The organism is Ruoffia sp. FAM 20857, assembly GCF_045528645.1.
Taxonomy (GTDB): domain Bacteria; phylum Bacillota; class Bacilli; order Lactobacillales; family Aerococcaceae; genus Ruoffia; species Ruoffia halotolerans.
On record NZ_JBGQRB010000029.1, the window covers coordinates 1 to 22740 of the forward strand.

A 22740-nucleotide genomic window follows, 5' to 3' on the forward strand; every position below is an offset into this window, starting at 1 on the left:
ATAAGCGCTGAAAGCATCTAAGCGCGAAGCCAGCTTCAAGATAAGATTTCCCATCACGCAAGTGAGTAAGACCCCTGAAAGACGATCAGGTAGATAGGCTCGAAGTGGAAGTGCAGTAATGTACGGAACGGACGAGTACTAATCGGTCGAGGACTTAACCACGAACCAATTCAGGTTTAGCAGGTAAGAAAATATAATGTTGATATTCAGTTTTGAGTGATCTAAGAGATTACTTATATACAGACAATGTGTGGTGATGGTAGCAAGAAGGATACACCTGTTCCCATGCCGAACACAGCAGTTAAGCTTCTTAGCGCCGATGGTAGTTGGACCTTTGGTCCTGTGAGAGTAGGTCGTTGCCATGCATTGTTAAATTTTAATCATTCCGCAATAGCTCAGCTGGTAGAGCGCATGACTGTTAATCATGATGTCGTAGGTTCGAGCCCTACTTGCGGAGTAAGGTTAAATCGGAGAGTTGTCCGAGTTGGCCGAAGGAGCACGATTGGAAATCGTGTAGGCATTTATTAAATGTCTCAAGGGTTCGAATCCCTTACTCTCCGTTAGAAACTTAATATTATAATGGTCCGTTGGTCAAGTGGTTAAGACACTGCCCTTTCACGGCGGTAACACGGGTTCGAATCCCGTACGGATCATTAACATTTTAATAACATGGAGGATTAGCTCAGCTGGGAGAGCGTCTGCCTTACAAGCAGGATGTCGGCGGTTCGATCCCGTCATCCTCCATTAATACCAAGGTCCGGTGGTGTAGGGGTTAACATGCCTGCCTGTCACGCAGGAGATCGCGGGTTCAAATCCCGTCCGGACCGTTTTTTAAAATGTAGGCTTGGTAGCTCAGTTGGTAGAGCACTTGATTGAAGCTCAAGGTGTCGGCGGTTCGATTCCGTCCCAAGCCATTCATGGTGGGGTAGCGAAGTGGCTAAACGCGGCGGACTGTAAATCCGCTCCTTCGGGTTCGGGAGTTCGAATCTCTCCCCCACCATTGTATTATTAATGGGGAATTTAATAATTTTGCCTTTTAATAGGGGCATAGTTTAACGGTAGAACTACGGTCTCCAAAACCGTCAATGTGGGTTCGATTCCTACTGCCCCTGTTTAATTTTAATAATATGATGATGGCGATTGTGGCGAAGTGGTTAACGCATCGGTTTGTGGATCCGACACTCGTGGGTTCGATTCCCATCAGTCGCCTATATTTTATATAATATAGGTTGTAATATTATCATTGGGGTATAGCCAAGCGGTAAGGCAACGGACTTTGACTCCGTTATGCGTTGGTTCGAATCCAGCTACCCCAGTCGCTAGTACCATTGTTATAATGGTACTATTTTATTTAATACAATGGCGGTATAGCCAAGTGGTAAGGCACGAGTCTGCAAAACTCTGATCGCCGGTTCAAATCCGACTACCGCCTTTACTAAATATTATTTTATTATCGCGGGGTGGAGAAGCTGGCATCTCGTCGGGCTCATAACCCGAAGGTCGTAGGTTCGAATCCTACCCCCGCAATTTTTTAATTATCAAAAATTAATATCGAGACAATGGCTTTTATGCCGGTATGGCGGAATTGGCAGACGCGTTGGACTCAAAATCCAATGTCCTTTGCGGGACGTGTCGGTTCGACCCCGACTACCGGTATTTATTAATTGATTTAATCCACGTTAGAACACTTGCCCTATGCCTAAGTAAGTGTTTTTTTATTGCAGTTTTTTAAGTTATTATTGAGACAAGGTTGGTGATCTTATCAGGTTACCAGCCTTTTTTGCGCTCTGTTCCTTCTATATAATAGTGCGAATTTTGAGGTTGAGATTTTTTGCGTCAATTATGGATTGTTATATTTCTTCGATAATGTCCGAAATTTGTCCAAAATATTATCTGAAGTATAAATTTTTTTAGTAAATGCGACATTCTTATCAGTATGTGTAGTAGGGTGTATTTATTTTTCCTTCTTAAACCTATTTGTCTACGATATTTTTACCAAAATGATACAAAGTTTACGAATGAAATCATCATATTTCTGATTATCCATGATTAAACGCGTAAAAGCGTCACTATGAAAACCCAAAGTGATGCTTTTTCCTGAAAAGCGACACTATGAGAACCCAAAGTGACGCTCTTACTCAAAAAAGTGTCACTTTCCGACAAATTCGCGTATTCTGATTATCATCCAATCTAGCTCCCACTAAAAAGTGCTTTTTTGCACACATTTTTTGATACATGCACTTATAATTTATGATATGATTAAGGATGTACTTATTATTTTAGAAAGCTGGATTGATGTGGAATGGTGAAGGAATATAAGCAGATTCCGGTAAGGGAAAGTAACTTAGCCGGAACAAATAAATTTAAATTAATTTTCTTGGGTTTAGTAACGGGTTTATTTAGCGGAATGCTTGCGGTGGCTTATCGCTTTGTATTAGCTGAATTGGATACGATTCGTGATTCGATATATAACATGCCATTTTCGATTAATTATTTATGGATGTTTCTCGCAGCGTTTGTATTCGGTGTGATAGTCGTTCAGTTATTAAAGTGGGCACCGTTATCTGGAGGATCTGGAATACCTCAAATCCGAGGAGAGTTACTAGGCAGATTGTCAATGAATCCGGGACCGACCTTTATTAGTAAGTTTCTTGGTGGTTCTTTGGCTAACTTTATTGGGTTAAGTTTAGGGCGTGAAGGTCCGTCAATTCAGTTAGGTGGAGTGACCGGAAAGATTGTTGGGAAGTTATTCAAGACAGATAAATTAACTTCCAATTATTTAATTACGGCTGGAGCGAGTGCTGGTTTGTCGGCTGCATTTAATGCACCGATTGCTGGGACTTTATTTACTTTAGAAGAAGTGTACGGTTCTTTCTCACATTACTTATTATTACCAAGTATTATTGCGAGTATTACAGCAAACTTCGTTTCATTTATATTTGCAGGTAAGATTTATTCTTTCTCTTTTAGAGTGAATCAAACGATTGATATGAACGATATTGGTTGGGTAGCCCTTGTTGGTTTAATTGCAGGTTTAGTGGGGATTTTATTTAATCACTTTATGGAATGGACACGACGTTTCTTTGCTTGGACAAGGTTAAAACCAATCTATTTAGTACCGTTGATTTTTATGTTGACGGTCGTTGTTGGATTATTTTCACCTGAGTTATTAGGTGGAGGGCATCATTTAGTGGAGCATATGGTTGTTGCACCGATTAGTGTGGGGATGTTAGTCTTTTGGTTGATAGGTAAGTTAGTCTTTACCAGTATATCCTATAATAGTGGAGTTCAAGGAGGTATTTTCTTGCCAGTCCTAGTTTTAGGGGCAATCTCTGGATTACTTGTTTACCACATTAGTGGGCTAGAGCCAGTTTATATGGTGAATTTTATCATCTTAGGTATGTCGGCGGTGATGACCGCAGTTGTTCGAGCGCCTATTATGTCAATTGTACTCGTAATGGAGATGACAGGGTCATTTACTCACTTAATCATGTTATCCTTCGCTTCAATTATCGCCTTCATTGTAGGAGAAATCACTCGTACAGAGCCTATTTACGAAACTTTATATAACAACCTGATTCAGCGATTAACCCCTCAAAAAGTGGAAGAAAGTGAATTAATCGTGTCGACGTTTACAATTGGACCAGAAAGTCCACTAAAGAATACGTTAATCTCTGATTTGAATTTGCCGACAAATTTACTGATTGTTGAAATTAATCGAGAAGGATTAAACTTGCTTCCTAAAGCAGATGAGTCGATTAAAACGTTAGATACGGTGATGGTTTTACATAATGTATTAGACACAGAGCTAGTTCATAATTACTTTACACATGAAGATTAGATAATACACATTTAATGAAAGTCGATTCCAACTGGAGTCGGCTTTTTTGTTAAAATTTTACATAATAGATAGCAATAATTACTTATTTGTTAGGATTATAGAGTTATTTTATTGATTTATGTTAGATTTATTTACATATAATGATATATATAAGTTGCGAAAGAGGGGTGTTTTCGCGTATAATAAGTATTGTTAGAATAATATGAGAAAAGTTTCTACAATTATTAAAATTCAAGGAAAGTTGGAGTGAAACATGAAGTTTTTTAGATGGTTATCTATGAGTTTAGTTGTAATGCTAACCGTACTTGTCGGTGTACCGGTAATGAATACGGTTGTGCAGGCACAAGAGGATAATGAGCCTTACATTATTGCTACAGATACAACATTTGCCCCATTTGAGTATCAAGATGAGAATGGTGACTTTGTTGGGATTGATATGGACCTATTGGAAGCAATCGCTGAAGATCAAGGTTTTGAATATGAGATAAGACCACTAGGATTCAATGCAGCTTTACAGGCTGTAGAGAGTGGACAAGTTGATGGTATGATTGCAGGTATGGGAATTACAGAAGAGCGACAAGAATCTTTTGACTTCTCAGATCCGTACTATGAAGCAGGAGTGCAATTCGCTGTTTTAGAAGATAGCGATATTGAATCGTTAGAAGATTTAGAAGGAGAAAATGTTGCCGTTAAGACCGGTACAACCGGTATGGCAGCAGCTGAATCAGTGGCTGATGAATACGGCTTTACGATTTCAACCTTTGAAGATTCAGTTAACATGTATGAAGACTTACAGGCAGGAAATTCTGTCGCAGTCATTGAGGATTACCCAGTGATGGCTTATGCAGCACAAACAGGTGGTATTCCATTACGCTTTATCGGCGAACAAATGGAAATAACCGATTATGGCTTCGCTGTTCAAACAGGTGAGAATCCAGAATTAATTGAAATGTTCAATGCGGGGTTAGAAAGTGTCCGTGAATCTGGTGAGTTTGATGAAATTATTGATACACATTTAGGTGAGATTGATTTAGCTGAATCAGAATCAGATTCTGAAGAAGAGGAAAGTTCACAAGAATCAGAAGCAGCAGTTGTCGCTGATCCAGATCGAACTTATATAATTGGTACAGATACTACGTTCGCACCATTTGAATACCAAGATGAGAATGGTGATTTCGTTGGTATCGATATGGACTTATTAGAAGCAATCGCTGCAGATCAAGGTTTTGAATATGAGATCAGACCACTTGGTTTCAATGCGGCTTTACAAGCTGTTGAGGCGGGTCAAATTGATGGTATGATTGCTGGTATGGGGATTACTGAAGAGCGACAAGAATCTTTTGACTTCTCAGAACCATACTTTGAAGCGGGAGTTCAATTTGCGGTTTTAGAAGACAGCGATATTGAATCATTAGAAGACTTAGAAGGTCAAAATGTTGCAGTTAAGACCGGTACAACGGGTATGGCAGCAGCTGAGTCAGTGGCTGACGAATACGGCTTCACAATCTCAACATTTGAAGATTCAGTCAATATGTATGAAGACTTACAAGCAGGAAATTCTGACGCAGTGATTGAAGATTACCCAGTGATGGCTTATGCAGCTCAAACAGGGGGTATTCCATTACGCTTTATCAGCGAACAAATGGAAGTAACAGATTATGGATTCGCTGTTCAGACAGGTGAGAATCCAGAATTAATTGAAATGTTTAATGCGGGACTCTCAAATGTTCGTGAGTCAGGTGAATTTGATGAAATTGTTAATACGCATTTAGGCGATACAGACATGGCGAATGCAGACCCAAGTTCCGAAGGGGAAGAGGGTTCAGAAGAAGCTGAAGAAGTTGTGGCTGATCCGGATCGTACTTATGTGATTGGTACAGATACAACATTTGCACCATTCGAGTTCGTTGGAGATGACGGCGAATACGTTGGTATTGATATGGATTTACTTGCAGCCATCGCTGCAGATCAAGGCTTTAATTATGAGATTCGTCCATTAGGATTTAACGCGGCTTTACAAGCTGTTGAGGCGGGTCAAATTGATGGAATGATTGCTGGTATGGGGATCACGGAAGAACGTGAAGAGTCGTTTGATTTCTCAAACCCATATTATGAAGCGGGAGTTCAATTCGCAGTCTTAGAAGATAGTGACGTTGAGTCATTAGAAGATTTAGAAGGTCAAAACGTTGCTGTTAAGACTGGTACAACAGGAATGGCAGCAGCTGAGTCAGTGGCTGACGAATACGGCTTTACGATTTCAACATTTGAAGATTCAGTCAATATGTATGAAGATTTACAAGCAGGAAACTCTGTTGCAGTTATTGAAGACTACCCAGTAATGGCTTATGCGGCTCAAACAGGGGGTATTCCATTACGCTTTATTGGTGAACAAATGGAAGTAACTGATTATGGATTCGCAGTTTCTGAAGGTCAGAACCCAGAATTAGTTGCTTTATTCAATCAAGGACTAAGTAATATTCAAGCCTCTGGTGAGTATGATACAATAATATCGAACTACTTAGGTGAGGAAGAATTAGAAGAAGAATCTTCTTCAAGTGGTTTCTTCGGTTTAATCGAACAAAATGGTCGTGCTTTACTTAACGGATTATGGACAACTTTATGGATTACATTAGTGTCATTTGCAATTGCAGCCGTTATTGGTATTATCATTGGTTTAATGCGCACGTCTGGTAATATTATCTTATCATTCATTGCTCAAGTGTATATTGACTTGATGCGTGGTACGCCGATGATCGTATTATCATTCTTCGTATACTTCGGTATTCCACAATTAACAGGTTGGACATTCGGAGCGGTAGCAGCCGGGATTACTACCTTAAGTATAAACGCAGCGGCTTATATTGCTGAAATTGTACGTGGTGGTATTAATGCGGTTGATGTCGGACAAGATGAAGCGGCACGAAGTTTAGGGTTGAACAAAGGTAAGACAATGAGACGAATTATCTTACCGCAAGCGTTCAGAATTATGATCCCTTCATTCATTAACCAGTTTGTTATTACACTGAAAGATACATCAATTCTATCAGTAATTGGTTTAGTAGAATTAACTCAAACAGGTCGAATTATTATTGCTCGTACTTATCAATCAGGAGCAATGTGGTTAATCGTTGGATTAATGTACATTATCTTGATTACAATCTTAACTAAGATTTCTAATAGACTAGAAAAGGATGTGTAACCAATGGCAGAGGTAAAAGTAAAAGGATTAAAGAAAAGCTTTGGTAGTAATGAAGTTTTAAAAGGCATTGATTTGCATGTAAACTCAGGAGAAGTTGTTTGTATTATCGGCCCTTCGGGTTCAGGTAAATCAACATTACTTCGTTGCCTAAACCGCTTAGAAGAAATCAACGGCGGTGAAGTGAATGTTAATGGTGTGAATATCAGTGCAAAAGATACAGATATTAACTCTGTTCGTAAAAATATCGGAATGGTATTCCAACACTTTAACTTATTCCCCCATTTAAGTGTTAAAGAAAACATCACTTTAGCACCGGTTGAACTTGATGTGTTATCAAAAGATGAAGCAGATAAAAAAGCATTAGATTTATTAAATCAAGTTGGACTTGATGATAAAGCTGATGCATATCCAAACTCATTATCAGGTGGACAAAAACAACGTGTGGCAATTGCGCGTGCATTAGCCATGGATCCAGATATTATGTTGTTTGACGAACCAACGTCAGCACTTGACCCTGAGATGGTTGGAGATGTTCTTAACGTTATGAAAGATTTAGCGGCACAAGGAATGACAATGGTTGTTGTAACTCACGAAATGGGATTCGCTCGTGAAGTTGGAGACCGTGTCATCTTCATGGATGGTGGCTATGTAGTGGAAGAAGATCTTCCTTCAGTACTATTCAGTAATCCTAAAGAAGAACGTACGAAATCATTCTTAGACAAAGTATTAGTTTAATTAGTATTTGAACGAGGTAGCTTTCGGGCTACCTTTTTTATTTTCTTAAAATATTTAAAAATGTCTTGGAATTATCCAAATAGGCTTGTTGTTTCAGCGATTCTCGACTACAATATATCAAGATATAAAGGAGCGATTAAATATGAAAAGCAGTGTTGAAAATGTAATGAGTTATAAAGATATAAATGTTCCTGAGGAAAAATTAACAATTGAAATACCTTCATGGGATGCCGTGGCACAACCATTAGTTGACCATGCGCGCAGACAATATGAAGAGATGATCAATGAACCGGTTGACGAATTAACGAACGAAATGGTAGACGCTCTAGCTTTACCAGGGGTTAAAACAATTCAACAACTTAAACAATCGGGGATGGAAGTATACCAACGTAACCAAACACAGTTACAATTCTATAATGAAGTTTTACCATTCATCTTAAAATATTATGCAGACAACTCAAACGTCATCTTAAATAGTGAAGAACGCGACAGTTATGTTACGGATTATTTAAGACAAGTGAAAGCTTACGCCGATCAATATAACATGCCATTAGAGCAATATGGGCGTGAACAATTAAAACTTGAAGGAAATATTAATGAACAACTTGAGAAACGTGCGGAAGAAGACTTTATCTTTAAAGTGATTGCACATCGTGTCTTTGAGAATCAAGGTGGACGTTTAGATGAAGAAGCTTACGAGCAATTTATTCACCGTAATGTTGTCCAACAAGGGGCAGACGAAATCGAGTTAAGAGAACGATTCTCCTATAATGCATTTAAAGAAATGATGCCAGAAATGTCTCTATCACAAGATATTTACGAGTACTTCAGTAAACGTATTACCTTTAAAATCAACCCTGATGCAAAACTTCGTGTGTAGAATAATATTGAACTTATCATTAAGATAGATATAATAATGTTATGTCTAAAATTAAAGCAAACAAGAAAGGAGGGTTGTATTGGAGAAAGATAAAATGAAGCGTTACGGAATAATTGGAGGCATTGCCGGTGGTATTGTCATTGTATTGGCTGTCATCTTTTTCTCTATTGGGCAACCCTTTACAAATAAATCCGCAAATTCACTCGGTGAAGAATTCAATCAAGCTGAAGAAATTACACCCGCTGAACTTGTGGAACAACATCGCTATGACACTTTGTATCTTCAACCAAAAGCGAGTGTCCTAATAGAAGATTTAAGATCATCCGTTGTAAATGTGGGTGTAGCGAACCGAACAGAAACTCCGCTTCTAACGGAAGTCGCTGAAAATGATGGGGAATTAACCCCAGAAGAAGAGTTACCTGAGATTGTTCCGTGGTTTTACTTTAGTCCGAATGTGGCGCTTGTCTCACCCACTTCTTATGTGAATCAAGAACGTTTATTGTCTGAAGAAAGTTTAAACGGCTTTGCTTGGTATGAAGTTGAGGGTGAAGAATTATTATATCGTAACGATGCGCCATATACGGGGTGGCATAACATACCTGAGGAAGGTTGGTTCTACTTTCTAATAGGTAAGCAACAAGATATTGGCTTTAGTTTGGAAGAAGCTGAAGAATTAACTCAACACCGTAATATGTTATTAAATTTAGTACCTTCTGATGCACCTGATTTCTTCTTTATCGAAAGACCTTATGAGTATACAAAGATGAGTGAGGTCAAACCTGTTGATTACAGTATTCTTTATAAAACAACAGATTCATTGATTCTTAGTGCACCACCTAAGACACAAAACTCAACAATGATAACGACAACAGAAGGTTTCTATGATATGCCGATGGAAGTTGTTGCTGAGTACACTTCTTTCGATGAAGAATGGTTACATGTTTACATTGGTTATGAGGAATTAGGTTGGGTTCGAAAAGATGAGACAGGTACAGATTACGTGGAAACTTACTACAGCGAACGTGAACTGCTAGATACGATGGAAGCAGTCATTTGGGAAGAAATTGGAATGATCAACGCGAACGTCGGAGCGTCTTTTATTAATAATGAAACGATGGCACAAGTTGATATTAATAACCAACAGTTCTGGCCAGCAAGTACGCAGAAAATCTATGTACTTGGTGAAGTCTACCATCAATATAAGACCGGTGAATTATCACCAGATACTTATGTAACGATGACGGATTGGGATAAAGTGCCCGGTGCGGGAATTATTCAAGGGCAACCAAGTGAAAGTATGTATACGGTTGATGAACTTGTTGATTTAGTCACAATTTATAGTGATAATACAGCCGCAAACTTGTTAATTGATGTAGTAGGTGGGGGATATGTTATTAACCCGCATATCCATCAATTAGGCCTTTACGAGACGTATGTGAATGGGAAGTATTATAGTGAAGATACTTACTTTACAACTACGCCTCATGATGCGGCGCGTTACTTTGCCTTATTAGATAACAACCAAGTCAATGGTGAACCGTGGGATGCGATGTTAATTAATAAGTTGACAATGAATACACATAACTTCTTACGCCAATATATTCCGTCTTCAACAACGTCTTGGAATAAGTCTGGTTTAGGAGAGACAGAGCAAAATGATATCGCCACATTTATCACACCATATGGGGCTTATTCTTTAGCTGTTTACACGTCTTATCCAGGGAATTATGACAGCATTTCAGACCAGGTAGGGAATTTATCTCTTCGTGTTCATAATGTCTTTAATGAATTAAGATCACAGTTGTGGATATCTGTGGATTAATCACACTTTTAGCAAGTGCCGTTTCGGTGCTTGCTTTTTTGTTATAATTTTTATCGTATTTAAGAAAGCGTTTTGTTATAATAGATGTCATATAAAATAAGGGAGTGATATTATGAATCAACGTGAGAATATTTTAAAACTTATCGAACAAGATAGCCGCTTAAAAACGAGTGAAATCGCGACAATGCTTGATATAGAAGAGAGTGTTGTTGAACAAATTATTATTGAGTTAGAAGAAGAGAAAGTCATTATCGGCTACCACACTTTGATTAATTGGGATAAGACTGAAGATGAATATGTTTCAGCGATGATTGAAGTGAAAGTGAATCCACAACGCGGTCAAGGCTTTGATCGGATTGCGAGTTTGATTTACGATTTTCCAGAAATTGAAGCAATGTATTTAATGTCAGGTGGGTATGATTTTTCAATTGAATTGAAGAAAGCACCCATGCGAGAAATTGCCCGTTTTGTGACAAGGAAATTATCTGTGATTGATGAAGTTCAGTCGACAGCAACGCACGTTATTTTGAAAAAATATAAAGATCATGGAACATTATTTGATAATGATGATCACGATCGTAGGATGGGGATTTTTTTATGAGAGATTTCGTGAATGAACACGTCAAAAAAATAAACCCTTCAGGAATTCGCCGCTTTTTTAATATTGCTAATGAGATGGATAATGTTATTTCATTAGGAGTGGGGGAACCTGATTTCGATACACCGTGGCATATTCGTGATGAAGCGCGCGACGCAATGAGTCGTGGACGGACATTCTATACAGCTAATGCTGGTTTGATGGAGTTACGAGAAGAAATAGCTGGGCGACTAAGTCGTAAGCATCAATTAGATTATAATCCTAAAGAAGAGATTTTAGTGACGATTGGTGGGAGTGAAGCGATTGATATTGCTTTACGGGCAACGGTTTGTCCCGGGGACGAAGTTATTTATTTAGAACCGGGCTATGTTTCTTACTTGCCTTGTATTGAGTTGTCTGGCGGGGTTCCCGTTCCGATTGCTTTACAAGAAGCAAATCAATTCCGTTTAACGGCGGAAGAACTAGAAGCAGCGATTACACCGAAGACGAAGATTGTTATTATGAATTTTCCAAACAATCCAACTGGTGCAATATTAGAGCAAAGTGACATTGATGCGTTAGCTCGCGTTATTATGCAGCATGACTTGCTTTTAGTGACAGATGAAATTTATGATGATTTGACCTATACTGAAAGTGCGCATGTAACATTGGTTTCAGTACCAGGAATGAAAGAGCGCACAGTTTATATTAATGGTTTTTCTAAAACCTACGCGATGACCGGTTGGCGTTTAGGCTATTGTTGTGGGCCGAAAGCAATTATGGAACAGATGATTAAGATTCATCAGTTTACAATTATGGCTGCACCGACACTGAGTCAATACGCTGGTATAGAAGCTTTGAAAAATGGGGATGCATCGGTTGAAGAGATGCGCCAAAGTTACAATCAACGTCGACGCTATCTTTTAAAAGAGTTAGATCGAATTGGCTTAACTTGCTTTGAACCTTTAGGAGCATTTTACATCTTCCCAAATATCCAAGAATTCCAGATGTCTTCAGAAGATTTTGCGACACAATTACTGTTAGAAGAGCATTTGGCTGTCATTCCAGGGTCTGCCTTTGGGGACAGTGGAGAAGGGTACATCCGAATCTCCTATGCATATTCGATTAAAGAACTGAAAGTCGCAATTAATCGCTTAGAGCAATTCGTTCACAGATTAAGAGAGAAAGCATTGTACGGCGAAGTAGCACATTAATAACATGATGGAGGATATTATGACTAAACAAAATGGACCACTACCAACACGTGATTTATTAAATAAAGAAGAGACTTGGGACTTATCATTACTATTTGCAACCCAAGCAGAGTACGAAAAAGCAATAGAAGCCTTAAAAGAAAAAGTAGCAACTTTTAATACAGATTATAAAGGGAACTTAACAAATGTTGGAACGATTTTAAGTGCTTTAAATGATTTTGATGATATCAATGTTAGGATGGGGAAAGTATTTCAATACGGTTCTTTAGCCTATGAAGTAGATAAATTAGATGATACGAATGAAGCAAATGCGTTAAAATTAGGCCAATTAAGTGAGTGGCTTGGCGTTCGTTTATCATTTTTTGAATCGGAATTAGCGAACTTATCTGAAGAGATGTTAAATGAATTATTAGTGACTGAGGAAGGGCAAAGATTTAAAGCTTTTATCGATCGAATCAAATATAATAAACCAATGATGCTAGATCCTATGATTGAGGAAACTCTAAGTAGCTTATCGGGATCACTAATGAATCATAGTGATATGTATAATACAGTTAAATTCCAAGACATGGTCTTTCCAGACTTTGTAGTGGGTTCTGAAACTTACAGCAATTCCTTTGCTGGTTTTGAGCAAGATTTTGAAGGGCATATGAATAAAGAAATTCGCCATGCTGCTTGGAAATCATTCCACCAAGGCTTAAGCAACCATCAACATACGGTTGCTGCCAATTATATTAACCATGTTCAAACTGAGAAGAAAATGGCAACTTTACGTGGCTTTGATTCTGTGTTTGATTATTTACTACACGATCAACAAATTTCACGTGATAGTTATAATTTAATTATCGATACCTTAACTACGGAGTTAGCGCCAGTATTTAGACGTTACGCGAAGTTATTAAAAGAAGAACAAGGGTTGGATAAAGTTACTTTAGCTGACATTAAGATGCCATTCTCTAAAGATGAACCGATGTCGATTAGTATTGATGAGAGTCGTGAGATGATTGAGTCAGCTTTATCTGTCTTTGGGGATGAGTATTTAAGTTATGTGAAGCAAGCCTTTGAAGAACGCTGGATTGATTACCCGATGAACCAATCAAAATCAACAGGTGGTTTCTGTTCAACGATTGCTGATGGACCGTCTTATATTCTGCTTAACTGGACTGGTTTATTAAGTGAAGTGCTTGTGCTAGCCCATGAGTTAGGCCATGCAGGGCATTTCCAATTAACTTATCAAAACCAATTAAGTATTACACCGGAAGCAAGCTTGTATTTTGTTGAAGCACCTTCAACAGCAAACGAAGTCATTATGTGCCAATATTTATTAAATCAACCGATTGAAAATGATGCGAAACGCTCATTAATTGCGGAATTTATTACAAGAACTTACTTCCATAATATGGTGACACATTTATTAGAAGCGGATTTCCAACGCAAAGTTTACGAAGCAGTAGATAATGATGAAGTATTAAATGCTAACCGTCTAAATGGGTTCTTTAAAGAAACGTTAGAAAACTTCTGGGCAGATGCTGTAGAAATCAATGATGGTGCTGAATTAACTTGGATGCGCCAACCACATTACTATATGGGCTTATACTCATATACTTATTCAGCTGGTTTAACGATTGGAACTCAAGTGGGTCAGATGATTGCTGATAATGATCAAGAAGCTGTGTCAGCTTGGTTAGACAATTTAGCAGCAGGCGGAACGAAAGATGCGCTTGAATTAGCAGCCAATGTGGATGTAGATATGACCAATGCGGACGCGATTCGTCAAGCAATTCAATTCGTTGACGGCTTAATCGATCAAATCGAAGAGCTTGCTTAAGTTACAGTTGTGTTACAAAAATGGAGTTATGCAACAAAAGAGTTAAGGGTCATTAACAGATGGCTTTTAGCTCTTTCTTTATATTTGAACTTGAGTTAATATATCATAAGTCATCAAAAATGATATTTAATTATTTTAAATATAAAGGGGTATTACATAAATGAGAAAATCACTAAAACTTGTGGCAGCTACAATTGCAGTTTCTGCTTCATCAATGGCGATCAATAGTGCTGAAGCACAAGTCATCGGTGATAACGAAGCATCAGGGACTTGGACCGAGCGTTCAATCGTAGATGTTGCCGATTCAATAAATAAAGAAATTGCTGAAACAGGCAAATATACAATTCAATGGGGAGATACTTTATCAGTTATCGCAGAAGCGTTAGGGCTATCTGTTGAAGAAGTAACAGTATTAAACCAACTTGAAAATCCTGACTTAATTATTGCAGGTTCAACATTAGCTTTTAACGAAGAGCACCATCAAGTGACTTTCGCTAATGAAGATTTAGGTGAAGAAGTGACTTACTCAACTGAAACTGGTGAAGAAGTAGAACCAGTTGAAACAGAAGAGGTTATCGAAGAAGTCGTAGAACCAGAAGTAACTGAACCAATGACTGAAGATGGACTAGTATTAAACACAGTTGAAGAATGGATTGCGCCTGAAACGCAAGAAGTTGAAGCAGCTGAAGAAGTATCAGAATTCACTTATGAAACAGCAGAGGTTTCTTACCCAGAAAACTTAGTCACTTGGGAAGAAGAAGTAACAGAAGAAGTTGTTGCTGAAGAAACACCTGTAGTCGAAGAAGAAATTATTGAAGAATCAGTGGTAGAAGAGCCTGTACTAGAAGAAGAAACCACTGAAGTTGTGGAAGAAACTCCTGTCGTTGAAGAAATCGTTGAAGAAGAAATCGTAGAAGAAGTGGAAGAACCAACTTACGAAACTGATTTAAATGTTTTTGAAGAAACTCAACCATGGGAAGTAGTCGAAGAAGAAGAGCCAGTGGTAGAGGAACCTGTTGTTGAAGAGCCAGCTTCTGGTTCAATTGACTACTACTCAGCAAGTCTTGGTTCAATGCCAGAAAATGCTGGTCTATCAGAATCTGAATTAGCAGCTAAATTAGAAATCCGCCGTCGTGAAAGTACACATAACTATGATATTTATAGTGTATCTGGAAACCACTACGGAGCTTACCAAATGTTAGATTCATACTTCACGACATATGGATATGGTGATAGATCACCAGCCAGTCAAGAAGCAGCAGCTAACGGATATGTTGCATCACGTTACGGAAGCTGGCAAGCGGCTTTAGCTCACCACAACGCGAATAACTGGTACTAAAATTTAACTATATTTAAAAAAAGTCGAAACAACTAGAAATAGTTGCTTCGGCTTTTTTTCTTAGACTTTTGTTGGCTTGATTAATACTAATAGGCATTAAATTATCGTCTTCTCATATATAAAATTTATATTTGTCTTTTCACTTGAGATAGTGTTAGAATATTTTTAGAGCTAAGACAAAGGAGTTATTTTGAATGAATCACAAAACAATTATGGAGTTTCATGGGGGCTTAGATACGATCGGCGGTAATATAATCTCGCTAGTGTACAATGGCTATCGTATTATTACAGATTTTGGGGCAGTTGTAGGTGTTGATATTAATGAATTAGCATATCAGAGAAATACGCAAGCATTATATGATGACAACAAATTGCCTAAAATTGATGGTCTATTTAGACAAGAAGCTTTAGAAGGTAATTCAACATTAAGTTATGAAGCTTCAGACTTAAAAACGATTGTATTAATTTCACATCTACATTTGGACCATGTGGGGAGCTTGGCTCATTTACATCCGGAAATTCCTGTCTATGCAACCGAGACAGCGGTTGCTTTATATCATTCGTTGAACAAGCACGAATTTCTACCGGACTATCCAGTAAATTGGACACCAGTAAAACCCGGTGAGACGATTGAACATGGTGAGTTTTCAATTACTTTTCATCTAAGTGATCATGATACGGAAGGGGCGGCAAGTATCTTTATTAAAGCTCCTGATGTTAAAGTGATTTACTCAGGAGACTTGAGATTAAGTGGTTTCCATCCGGAAAGAGTGATGGAGACAACGATTAAAGCAAAAGCTTTCCAACCAGATATCTTATTACTTGAGGGAACAAGTTATAGTTTCAGCGAAACGATTGAACCATCTGCACTTGATAAGGCATTAGAACCACTGATTGAACGCTTAGGCAGTCACACAGAATTTGGCTTAATGCGAGACGTACGTGCTTTAATTAAAGACTCAGATAAATTAGTAGCATTTAATGGTTATCCACAAAATGTGGATCGCGTGGTTGAATTAGCGCATTTATTCAATGAGTATAAACGCACATTTGTACTGCAAGCGAGTCTATATAATCTAGCATTCGAATATGTCAAAGACTTAGATTATGTCGCTCCTTTAGCAACGGAAGATGCGAGCTTTGGTGTGAGTATTCAACAAATTCAGGAAAACCCTGAACAATTTGCACTTCAAGTGGATGAATTCACTTACGAGCAGCTATATGTTCTACCAAAAGGAATCTTACTTCATTCAAATGGTGTTCCTTTAGGATCATTCATGGAAGGTTATGAAACTTATATTCGTGGCTTACACGATAACGGTTGGCGAGTGGTTGATGCGGGTGTGTCAGGACATGCTTCTAAAGAAGATTTATTAGCGGTTGCCTACACAATTAACGCAAAAGTCACCGTTCCTTGGCACACAAAATTGCCAGAACTATACAGTGAAGCCCTTGAAACGTATGGAGTTACAACTTGGTTACCTGAATATAACAAGCAATATTCTATCGATTCAATGAAGGAACTGAGTAAGTAGAGGAGAGATAAAGTGAGTCAACAAGTTATTAGATTAATTGTAACAAGCGATACCCATGGACATTGGTTAAATCAACCAGATAATCCTAAGGCATCTTTATTCAATACCGCAACTTGTATTGAAAATTTAAAAGCCAAAGATGCTGCTGTGACTTTAACGATAGACCTAGGTGATTTTATCCAAGGGTCATCTTTTGCAACCTACTTGAGTCAAGAACGTCAAGACGGAAGAGTTATTGCTCGAGCAATGAATGTGATTGGTTATGACTATCAATTGATTGGGAATCATGAATTTAACTTTGGGCAAGATTACCGCGACCAGATAATTGAAGATTTGAATGCGGATTTACTTGTCAGCAATATTATTGATGATGCGACGGGCAAACCATTTTTAGGTAAACCCTACGATATCATTGAGCGAGAAGGCATTAAGATTGGTATTGTAGGAGTAACAACTTCTTATATTCCAAACTGGGAATTGCCCGCCCATTATGAGGGGTTACGATTTGAGGATGCCTTTGAATCCGCTAAGTATTACGTTGAAATAGTGCGTGACCAAGTGGATGTTGTCATATTAGCGTATCATGGTGGTTTCGAACGAGATTTAGTCACTAAGGAACCTTTAGAAGAATTAACGAAAGAAAACCAAGGGTCTGAAATGTTGGCGGGTATTGAAGGGGTTGACGTCTTATTAACAGGTCATCAACACCGCGAGTTGAATCAACAAGTGGGCCAAACTTACGTCATTCAACCTGGCTATGCCGGTGAAATTGTAGCCGAAGTCGAAATTGAATTAACGGATAATCAAGAGGTTTCAGGAATAAACGGTACACTTCATAATACGTCTCAATGTGAGGTTAACCAAGCAGTTAAAGCTGTCATGGAACCTGAAATTACTGATGGAAATAATTGGTTGAATACCGTATTAGGTGTCGCACCTTTAGAACAAGTGACTACAAGTCCGATTGATGCGCGTCTGAATGGCCATCCATTTATTGAATTATTAAATCAAATTCAATTCGATGAAACAGGGGCTGATTTTAGTTCTGTGGCTTTAGTTAATGACGCTTTTGTAAATTTCCACGGTGAAATTACGAATGAAATTTTATTAAAGAGCTATCCTTTCTATAATCTAATCGCTAAAGTGAATGTCACGGGTAATGACCTATATGAAGTCATGGAATTCAACTTACAATACCTAGAAGTAAACGCTCAAGGTAATATCCAGGTGAATCCAGAATATGTTGAACCTAAACCAAGACATTATAACTTTGACGTCTATAGTGGAATGACTACAACCGTTGATATGACACAACCTGTTGGTCAGCGAGTGACAAGTATTGTTGATGATCGAACTGGAAAAATGCTGGATAAAAATGCTACTTACAGTGTGGCCTTATCTCAATACCGTGCCGTCGGCGGGGGAGACTTTAAGTGGTATGGTAAAGAAAAAATTGAATCAATCTCAAATATTGATATCGCGACTTTAATGAAAGATGCGCTAAGCACATATTCTCAAGAAAAATGGGACTATATTAATTCGAATTATCAGCACCTTAAATGGGAACCAAAATTAAATGTCGCTGATATGAATAACCCATGAGAATTATTAGGATACGATTATTTTACATAGAATTTACAAAAAATTAACAGTAGCTTGGTATACTGAAATAACTTGAGAAGGATGAGGTGTAAGTATGCAAGTAAGATTTGAAGACGTGACACTGAAATTTGGAGATAAGACAGTATTAGACCGTATTAATTTCACTCTACCTAGTAGCGAATTAATTTCATTTTTAGGCCCAAGTGGTAGTGGGAAATCAACAACATTGTATCTCATATCTGGTTTGTTAGATGCAACGGAAGGAAAAATCTTCTTTGATGATAAAGAAGTAACGAATTTAGACCCAGTTAAACGGGGTGTGGGTTTAGTATTCCAAAACTATGCGCTTTATCCACATTTAACCGTCTTAGAGAATATTATGTTCCCTTTAAAAATGGCTAAAGTGAGTAAAAAGGAACGCCGTCGCATCGCCACTGAAATGGCGGAGTTAACTAAGATCGGCGATCAACTAGATAAATACCCACGTCAATTATCCGGTGGTCAACAACAAAGGGTAGCGATTAGTCGTGCCTTAGCGAAATCACCGTCAATTCTATTAATGGATGAGCCATTAAGTAACTTGGATGCGCGTTTGCGTATTGAAATGCGTGAAGAAATTCGACGTATTCAAAAAGAAACGGGTGTTACAACCGTGTTTGTAACCCATGACCAAGAAGAAGCTTTAAGTATCGCAGACCACGTTATGGTCCTAGACGATGGGGAAATTCAACAAATGACAGATCCTGTTACTTTATATGAAGACCCTAAAAACTTATTTATTGCGAAATTTATTGGGTCGCCAATTATTAATATTTTTACAAAAGAATCGCGTTCTATCAATAAAAAACACTCATTCTATAATAAAGACTGGTTCCACTTTGGAGTTCGTCCAGAACATCTAGTTGTAGCTAATGAGGAATCACACTTATTAAGTGCAACAGTTGAACGTATCGAACGTGTAGGTAAAGACATCACAGTTCATTTAAATAATGACAGTGAGAAATTCATTGTTTCGGATGTCGATACTGAAGGCTTAAAGGTTGGCGATACAATCTTCTTTAATGCCCATGAAGCAAACACTTTATACTTCGACATAGAAGGGAATCGCCTGGAAAGCAGGGATAAAGATGAATAAGAAGGCAACAGTAAAAAGTACTTTAGTCTCTTTACTTTATTTAGCACCAGCCATTATTTTTATTGGTATTTTTACGATTTATCCAATCTTTAAATCGATTGATATGAGTTTTTATACAGACTTTAATATCTTTTCGGGTGAGATTAATGCTCGTGGGATGGATAATTATCAAGAGTTACTCACTGACCCTGAGTTCTTCAAAGCTTTAAAGAACACAGCAATTTATGTTATTGGTGTAGTACCTGCATCGATTACTATATCTTTGTTTGTAGCTGTATTACTGAATTCAATTCCTAAATTCCAAGGCTTCTTCCGTTCTGTTTACTTCTTACCTTTTGTAACGAGTACGGTTGCGATTTCAGTAGTTTGGAGTTGGCTTTACCACTCTAGATATGGCTTAATTAACTATATCTTAGGACTCTTTGGTGTTGATGCCATCAACTGGCTAGGAGATCCTGATAACGCGATGATAGCCGTCATTATCATGGCGATTTGGAAGGGGTTAGGTTTTAACATCCTGCTTCTATTAGTTGGATTAAATAATATTAGTGATAATTATTATCGCGCCGCTAAAGTTGATGGGGCAGGAGTTTGGGCAAGATTTACAAACATTACTATTCCACTCTTAAGACCGACATTGTTCTTATTGTCAGTCGTTGGAACGATTAATTCATTTAAAGTGTTTGATGAAGTCTTTGCTTTATTCAATGGACGACCTGGACCGGCAGGCTCAGCAACGACCGTTGTTTACTATCTATTTAGAAAATTCTACGAACAATTCGACTATGGTGTCGCTGCGGCATCTGGAATTGTCTTATTCTTAATTGTACTTGTGATAACAATCATTCAATACCTTGGTAATCGGTATTTTGAGAAGCGAGGTGGGCAAGCATGAAAAAATTCTTACAATTATTTTCAATTTATTTAGTACTTTTTCTAGGTGGTATCTTGATGGTGTTACCATTCTTCTGGATGGTGTCAACCAGTTTGAAGTCAGCTGGAGAAGCGATTGCGATTCCACCGACTCTTTTACCAAGCAATTGGTTGTTTTCAAACTATGAAGAAGCGCTCGAAGCAGCGCCGTTCGCTCGTTATTTCGTAAACAGTGTGATTGTCACGGTGGCTTCCACTGCGGGTGAATTATTTACTAGCATATTGGCAGCTTTTGCCTTTGCTAAACTTAAATTTTGGGGTAAAGATTTAATATTTATAATATTGTTAGCTACGATGATGGTCCCAGGTGAATTGATGACCATCCCGAACTTTGTTACTTTAGCAAATTGGGATTTAATTAATACTTATTGGGCATTAATCATTCCATGGTTAGCGAGTGTATTCTCGATCTTTACTCTAAAGCAGTCGTTTGAATCGATCCCAGATGCTTTATATTATTCTGCTAAAGTGGATGGAAGTAGTGACTGGCGTTTCCTTTGGGAAATGATGGTACCACTATCTCAATCATCGATTGTCGCGGTGATGATATTGAAGGTTATCGGAAGCTGGAACTCATTCATGTGGCCACTGATTGTTACAAATGATACTAGTCTACGTACATTACCTGTCGGACTTCAAGCATTTACAACAGAAGCGGGTACGAAATTTGAGTTATTAATGGCTGCCTCAACGATTGTTATTGTTCCTATGGTTATCATCTATCTATTGTTGCAACGTTACATTATTCAAGGTATCTCAAACTCTGGACTAAAAGGTTAGTCAATATATCCTCAGGAGGGAATTATTTAATGAAGAAATTTAAATTATCAGTTGCTGCTTTAGCGGCATCAGTATCAGTAAGTGCATTTGCACCATTCACTGCCCAAGCACAAGAAGAGCCAGTAGAAATTACTTTCTGGCACGCAATGAACGGTCCTCACCAAGACATGATCACTGAATTAGTTGAAGGATTCAACGGTTCACAAGACCAATATGTTGTTGTTGAACAAAACCAAGGTGACTACAGTACTTTACAACAAAGTATTATGGCATCTGGTGTGTCTGGTGACTTACCAACAATGTCTCAATTAACAAACTCAAATACACCTGATTACCGTGATCAAGGTTTATTAACGCCATTAGACGCTTACTTAACAGAAGAAAATGGTTGGACGGACGAGTTAAAAGACGGAATCTTTGAAGGGTTCATGACTGGTGTTACTTATGATGATGGAATCTATGCAATGCCATTCTCAAAATCAGTTCGTTTAATGTTTGTTAACCAAGATTTATTAGACGAAGTTGAAGCTGAAATTCCAACAACTTGGGCTGAAGTTCAAGCTTTAGGTGAAGCTCTTGACGAAGCTGGTTTAGAAGAAGAAGCAATGGGATTAGAAAACTCTATCTCAATGGAAGTTGAAACAATGGCTCGTCAAAATGGTGCAACTTGGATTTCTGATGATTTAACAGAAGTTGAAATTGCTTCAGAAACTGCCACTGAACCTGTACAATTCATTAAAGATTTAATTACTAATGGACATGCACGTCAAGCTGGAGAAGACGGATTCATGTCAGGTCCATTCTCACAAGGTGCAAGTGCATTATACATCGGATCTTCAGCTGGTTTAGCACACGTATTACCAGGAATTGAAGAAAATGGAATTAACATGACTACAGCTGAAATTCCAGTATTCAACGATGGTGAAAACTTAACTTTATTCGCTGGTAATGATTTAGGCTTATTTGAATCAGCTTCAGAAGAAGAACGCGCTGGTGCAGCTGCATTCTTAGCTTACTTATTAGAAGGTGAAAATACAGCTAAATGGGCAATTGGAACTGGTTACTTACCAATCACTCAAGCAGGATTAGATTCTGACTTATGGCAAGACTACTTAGCTGAAAACCCACTTGTAGAAGCAGCATCAGCAGAGTTAGACTACGGTCAATCACAAGTTCCTTATGTAGGATCTTCAGAAGTATTCAGTGAAATCGAATTAGCTTTAGAAAATATTATGATTAACGACGCTGACGTTCAAGCTGAAATGCAAGGAATCGAAGACTTAGTTAAAGGACATCTTGGAGTAGAGTAATCTACTATCC

Annotated in this window: 15 protein-coding genes, 13 tRNA genes and 2 rRNA genes; all 30 read left to right on the plus strand. The window is 38.1% G+C overall.

Annotation, left to right across the window (positions count from 1 at the left end; genetic code table 11):
• Positions 1–162 (plus strand): 23S ribosomal RNA (locus tag ACEN4N_RS07610); the annotation flags it as partial.
• Between the two features lie 87 nt (positions 163–249).
• A 5S ribosomal RNA gene (gene rrf, locus ACEN4N_RS07615) occupies positions 250–365 on the plus strand.
• Between the two features lie 19 nt (positions 366–384).
• Positions 385–457, plus strand: a tRNA-Asn gene (locus ACEN4N_RS07620).
• Positions 458–469: 12 nt separating this feature from the next.
• Positions 470–560: transfer RNA gene (locus tag ACEN4N_RS07625), tRNA-Ser, on the plus strand.
• 21 nt (positions 561–581) lie between these two features.
• A tRNA-Glu gene (locus tag ACEN4N_RS07630) sits at positions 582–653 on the plus strand.
• Between the two features lie 18 nt (positions 654–671).
• Positions 672–744: transfer RNA gene (locus ACEN4N_RS07635), tRNA-Val, on the plus strand.
• A gap of 10 nt (positions 745–754) precedes the next feature.
• A tRNA-Asp gene (locus tag ACEN4N_RS07640) sits at positions 755–827 on the plus strand.
• 14 nt (positions 828–841) lie between these two features.
• Positions 842–914 (plus strand) — tRNA-Phe (locus ACEN4N_RS07645).
• A 5-nt stretch (positions 915–919) separates the two neighbouring features.
• Positions 920–1000 (plus strand) — tRNA-Tyr (locus tag ACEN4N_RS07650).
• A gap of 41 nt (positions 1001–1041) precedes the next feature.
• Positions 1042–1112: transfer RNA gene (locus tag ACEN4N_RS07655), tRNA-Trp, on the plus strand.
• A gap of 24 nt (positions 1113–1136) precedes the next feature.
• A tRNA-His gene (locus ACEN4N_RS07660) sits at positions 1137–1209 on the plus strand.
• A 35-nt stretch (positions 1210–1244) separates the two neighbouring features.
• Positions 1245–1316 (plus strand) — tRNA-Gln (locus ACEN4N_RS07665).
• A 45-nt stretch (positions 1317–1361) separates the two neighbouring features.
• Positions 1362–1432: transfer RNA gene (locus tag ACEN4N_RS07670), tRNA-Cys, on the plus strand.
• A 22-nt stretch (positions 1433–1454) separates the two neighbouring features.
• A tRNA-Met gene (locus ACEN4N_RS07675) sits at positions 1455–1527 on the plus strand.
• A gap of 43 nt (positions 1528–1570) precedes the next feature.
• Positions 1571–1656: transfer RNA gene (locus tag ACEN4N_RS07680), tRNA-Leu, on the plus strand.
• Between the two features lie 646 nt (positions 1657–2302).
• On the plus strand, positions 2303–3841 hold the full coding sequence (locus tag ACEN4N_RS07685) for a ClC family H(+)/Cl(-) exchange transporter (protein WP_407090293.1): 1539 nt from the start codon (positions 2303–2305) through the stop codon (positions 3839–3841).
• A 253-nt stretch (positions 3842–4094) separates the two neighbouring features.
• A complete protein-coding gene (locus ACEN4N_RS07690; protein WP_407090294.1) occupies positions 4095–7040 on the plus strand; it encodes an ABC transporter substrate-binding protein/permease in 2946 nt (981 codons plus the stop codon).
• A 3-nt stretch (positions 7041–7043) separates the two neighbouring features.
• Entirely contained in the window at positions 7044–7775 is a 732-nt protein-coding gene (locus ACEN4N_RS07695; RefSeq protein WP_407090295.1) for an amino acid ABC transporter ATP-binding protein, read from the plus strand.
• 142 nt (positions 7776–7917) lie between these two features.
• On the plus strand, positions 7918–8655 hold the full coding sequence (locus ACEN4N_RS07700) for a hypothetical protein (protein ID WP_138404577.1): 738 nt from the start codon (positions 7918–7920) through the stop codon (positions 8653–8655).
• Positions 8656–8734: 79 nt separating this feature from the next.
• Positions 8735–10477: a serine hydrolase gene (locus tag ACEN4N_RS07705; protein WP_407090296.1), complete on the plus strand. Its 1743-nt coding sequence runs from the start codon at positions 8735–8737 to the stop codon at positions 10475–10477.
• A gap of 112 nt (positions 10478–10589) precedes the next feature.
• A complete protein-coding gene (locus tag ACEN4N_RS07710) occupies positions 10590–11078 on the plus strand; it encodes an Lrp/AsnC family transcriptional regulator (protein ID WP_407090297.1) in 489 nt (162 codons plus the stop codon).
• A complete protein-coding gene (locus ACEN4N_RS07715) occupies positions 11075–12268 on the plus strand; it encodes a pyridoxal phosphate-dependent aminotransferase (RefSeq protein ID WP_407090298.1) in 1194 nt (397 codons plus the stop codon). Before ACEN4N_RS07710 ends, ACEN4N_RS07715 begins: the two co-directional genes overlap by 4 nt.
• A gap of 19 nt (positions 12269–12287) precedes the next feature.
• Positions 12288–14096, plus strand: a complete 1809-nt coding sequence (gene pepF, locus ACEN4N_RS07720; protein ID WP_407090299.1) for an oligoendopeptidase F — start codon at positions 12288–12290, stop codon at positions 14094–14096.
• Between the two features lie 160 nt (positions 14097–14256).
• Positions 14257–15435, plus strand: coding sequence for a LysM peptidoglycan-binding domain-containing protein (locus tag ACEN4N_RS07725; RefSeq protein WP_407093972.1), 1179 nt, complete (start codon positions 14257–14259; stop codon positions 15433–15435).
• 194 nt (positions 15436–15629) lie between these two features.
• A complete protein-coding gene (locus ACEN4N_RS07730) occupies positions 15630–16970 on the plus strand; it encodes an MBL fold metallo-hydrolase (protein ID WP_407093973.1) in 1341 nt (446 codons plus the stop codon).
• 12 nt (positions 16971–16982) lie between these two features.
• Positions 16983–18572, plus strand: a complete 1590-nt coding sequence (locus ACEN4N_RS07735) for a bifunctional metallophosphatase/5'-nucleotidase (protein ID WP_407093974.1) — start codon at positions 16983–16985, stop codon at positions 18570–18572.
• Between the two features lie 94 nt (positions 18573–18666).
• Positions 18667–19707 carry an ABC transporter ATP-binding protein gene (locus ACEN4N_RS07740; RefSeq protein ID WP_407093975.1) on the plus strand — a complete coding sequence of 347 codons (1041 nt, stop codon included), beginning with the start codon at positions 18667–18669 and terminating at the stop codon, positions 19705–19707.
• On the plus strand, positions 19700–20602 hold the full coding sequence (locus ACEN4N_RS07745; RefSeq protein WP_138404569.1) for a carbohydrate ABC transporter permease: 903 nt from the start codon (positions 19700–19702) through the stop codon (positions 20600–20602). Before ACEN4N_RS07740 ends, ACEN4N_RS07745 begins: the two co-directional genes overlap by 8 nt.
• Positions 20599–21420, plus strand: a complete 822-nt coding sequence (locus ACEN4N_RS07750) for a carbohydrate ABC transporter permease (protein ID WP_138404568.1) — start codon at positions 20599–20601, stop codon at positions 21418–21420. The genes ACEN4N_RS07745 and ACEN4N_RS07750 overlap by 4 nt, the downstream gene beginning before the upstream one ends.
• Before the next feature lie 29 nt (positions 21421–21449).
• Positions 21450–22730, plus strand: a complete 1281-nt coding sequence (locus tag ACEN4N_RS07755) for an ABC transporter substrate-binding protein (protein WP_138404567.1) — start codon at positions 21450–21452, stop codon at positions 22728–22730.
• Positions 22731–22740: the final 10 nt, after the last annotated feature.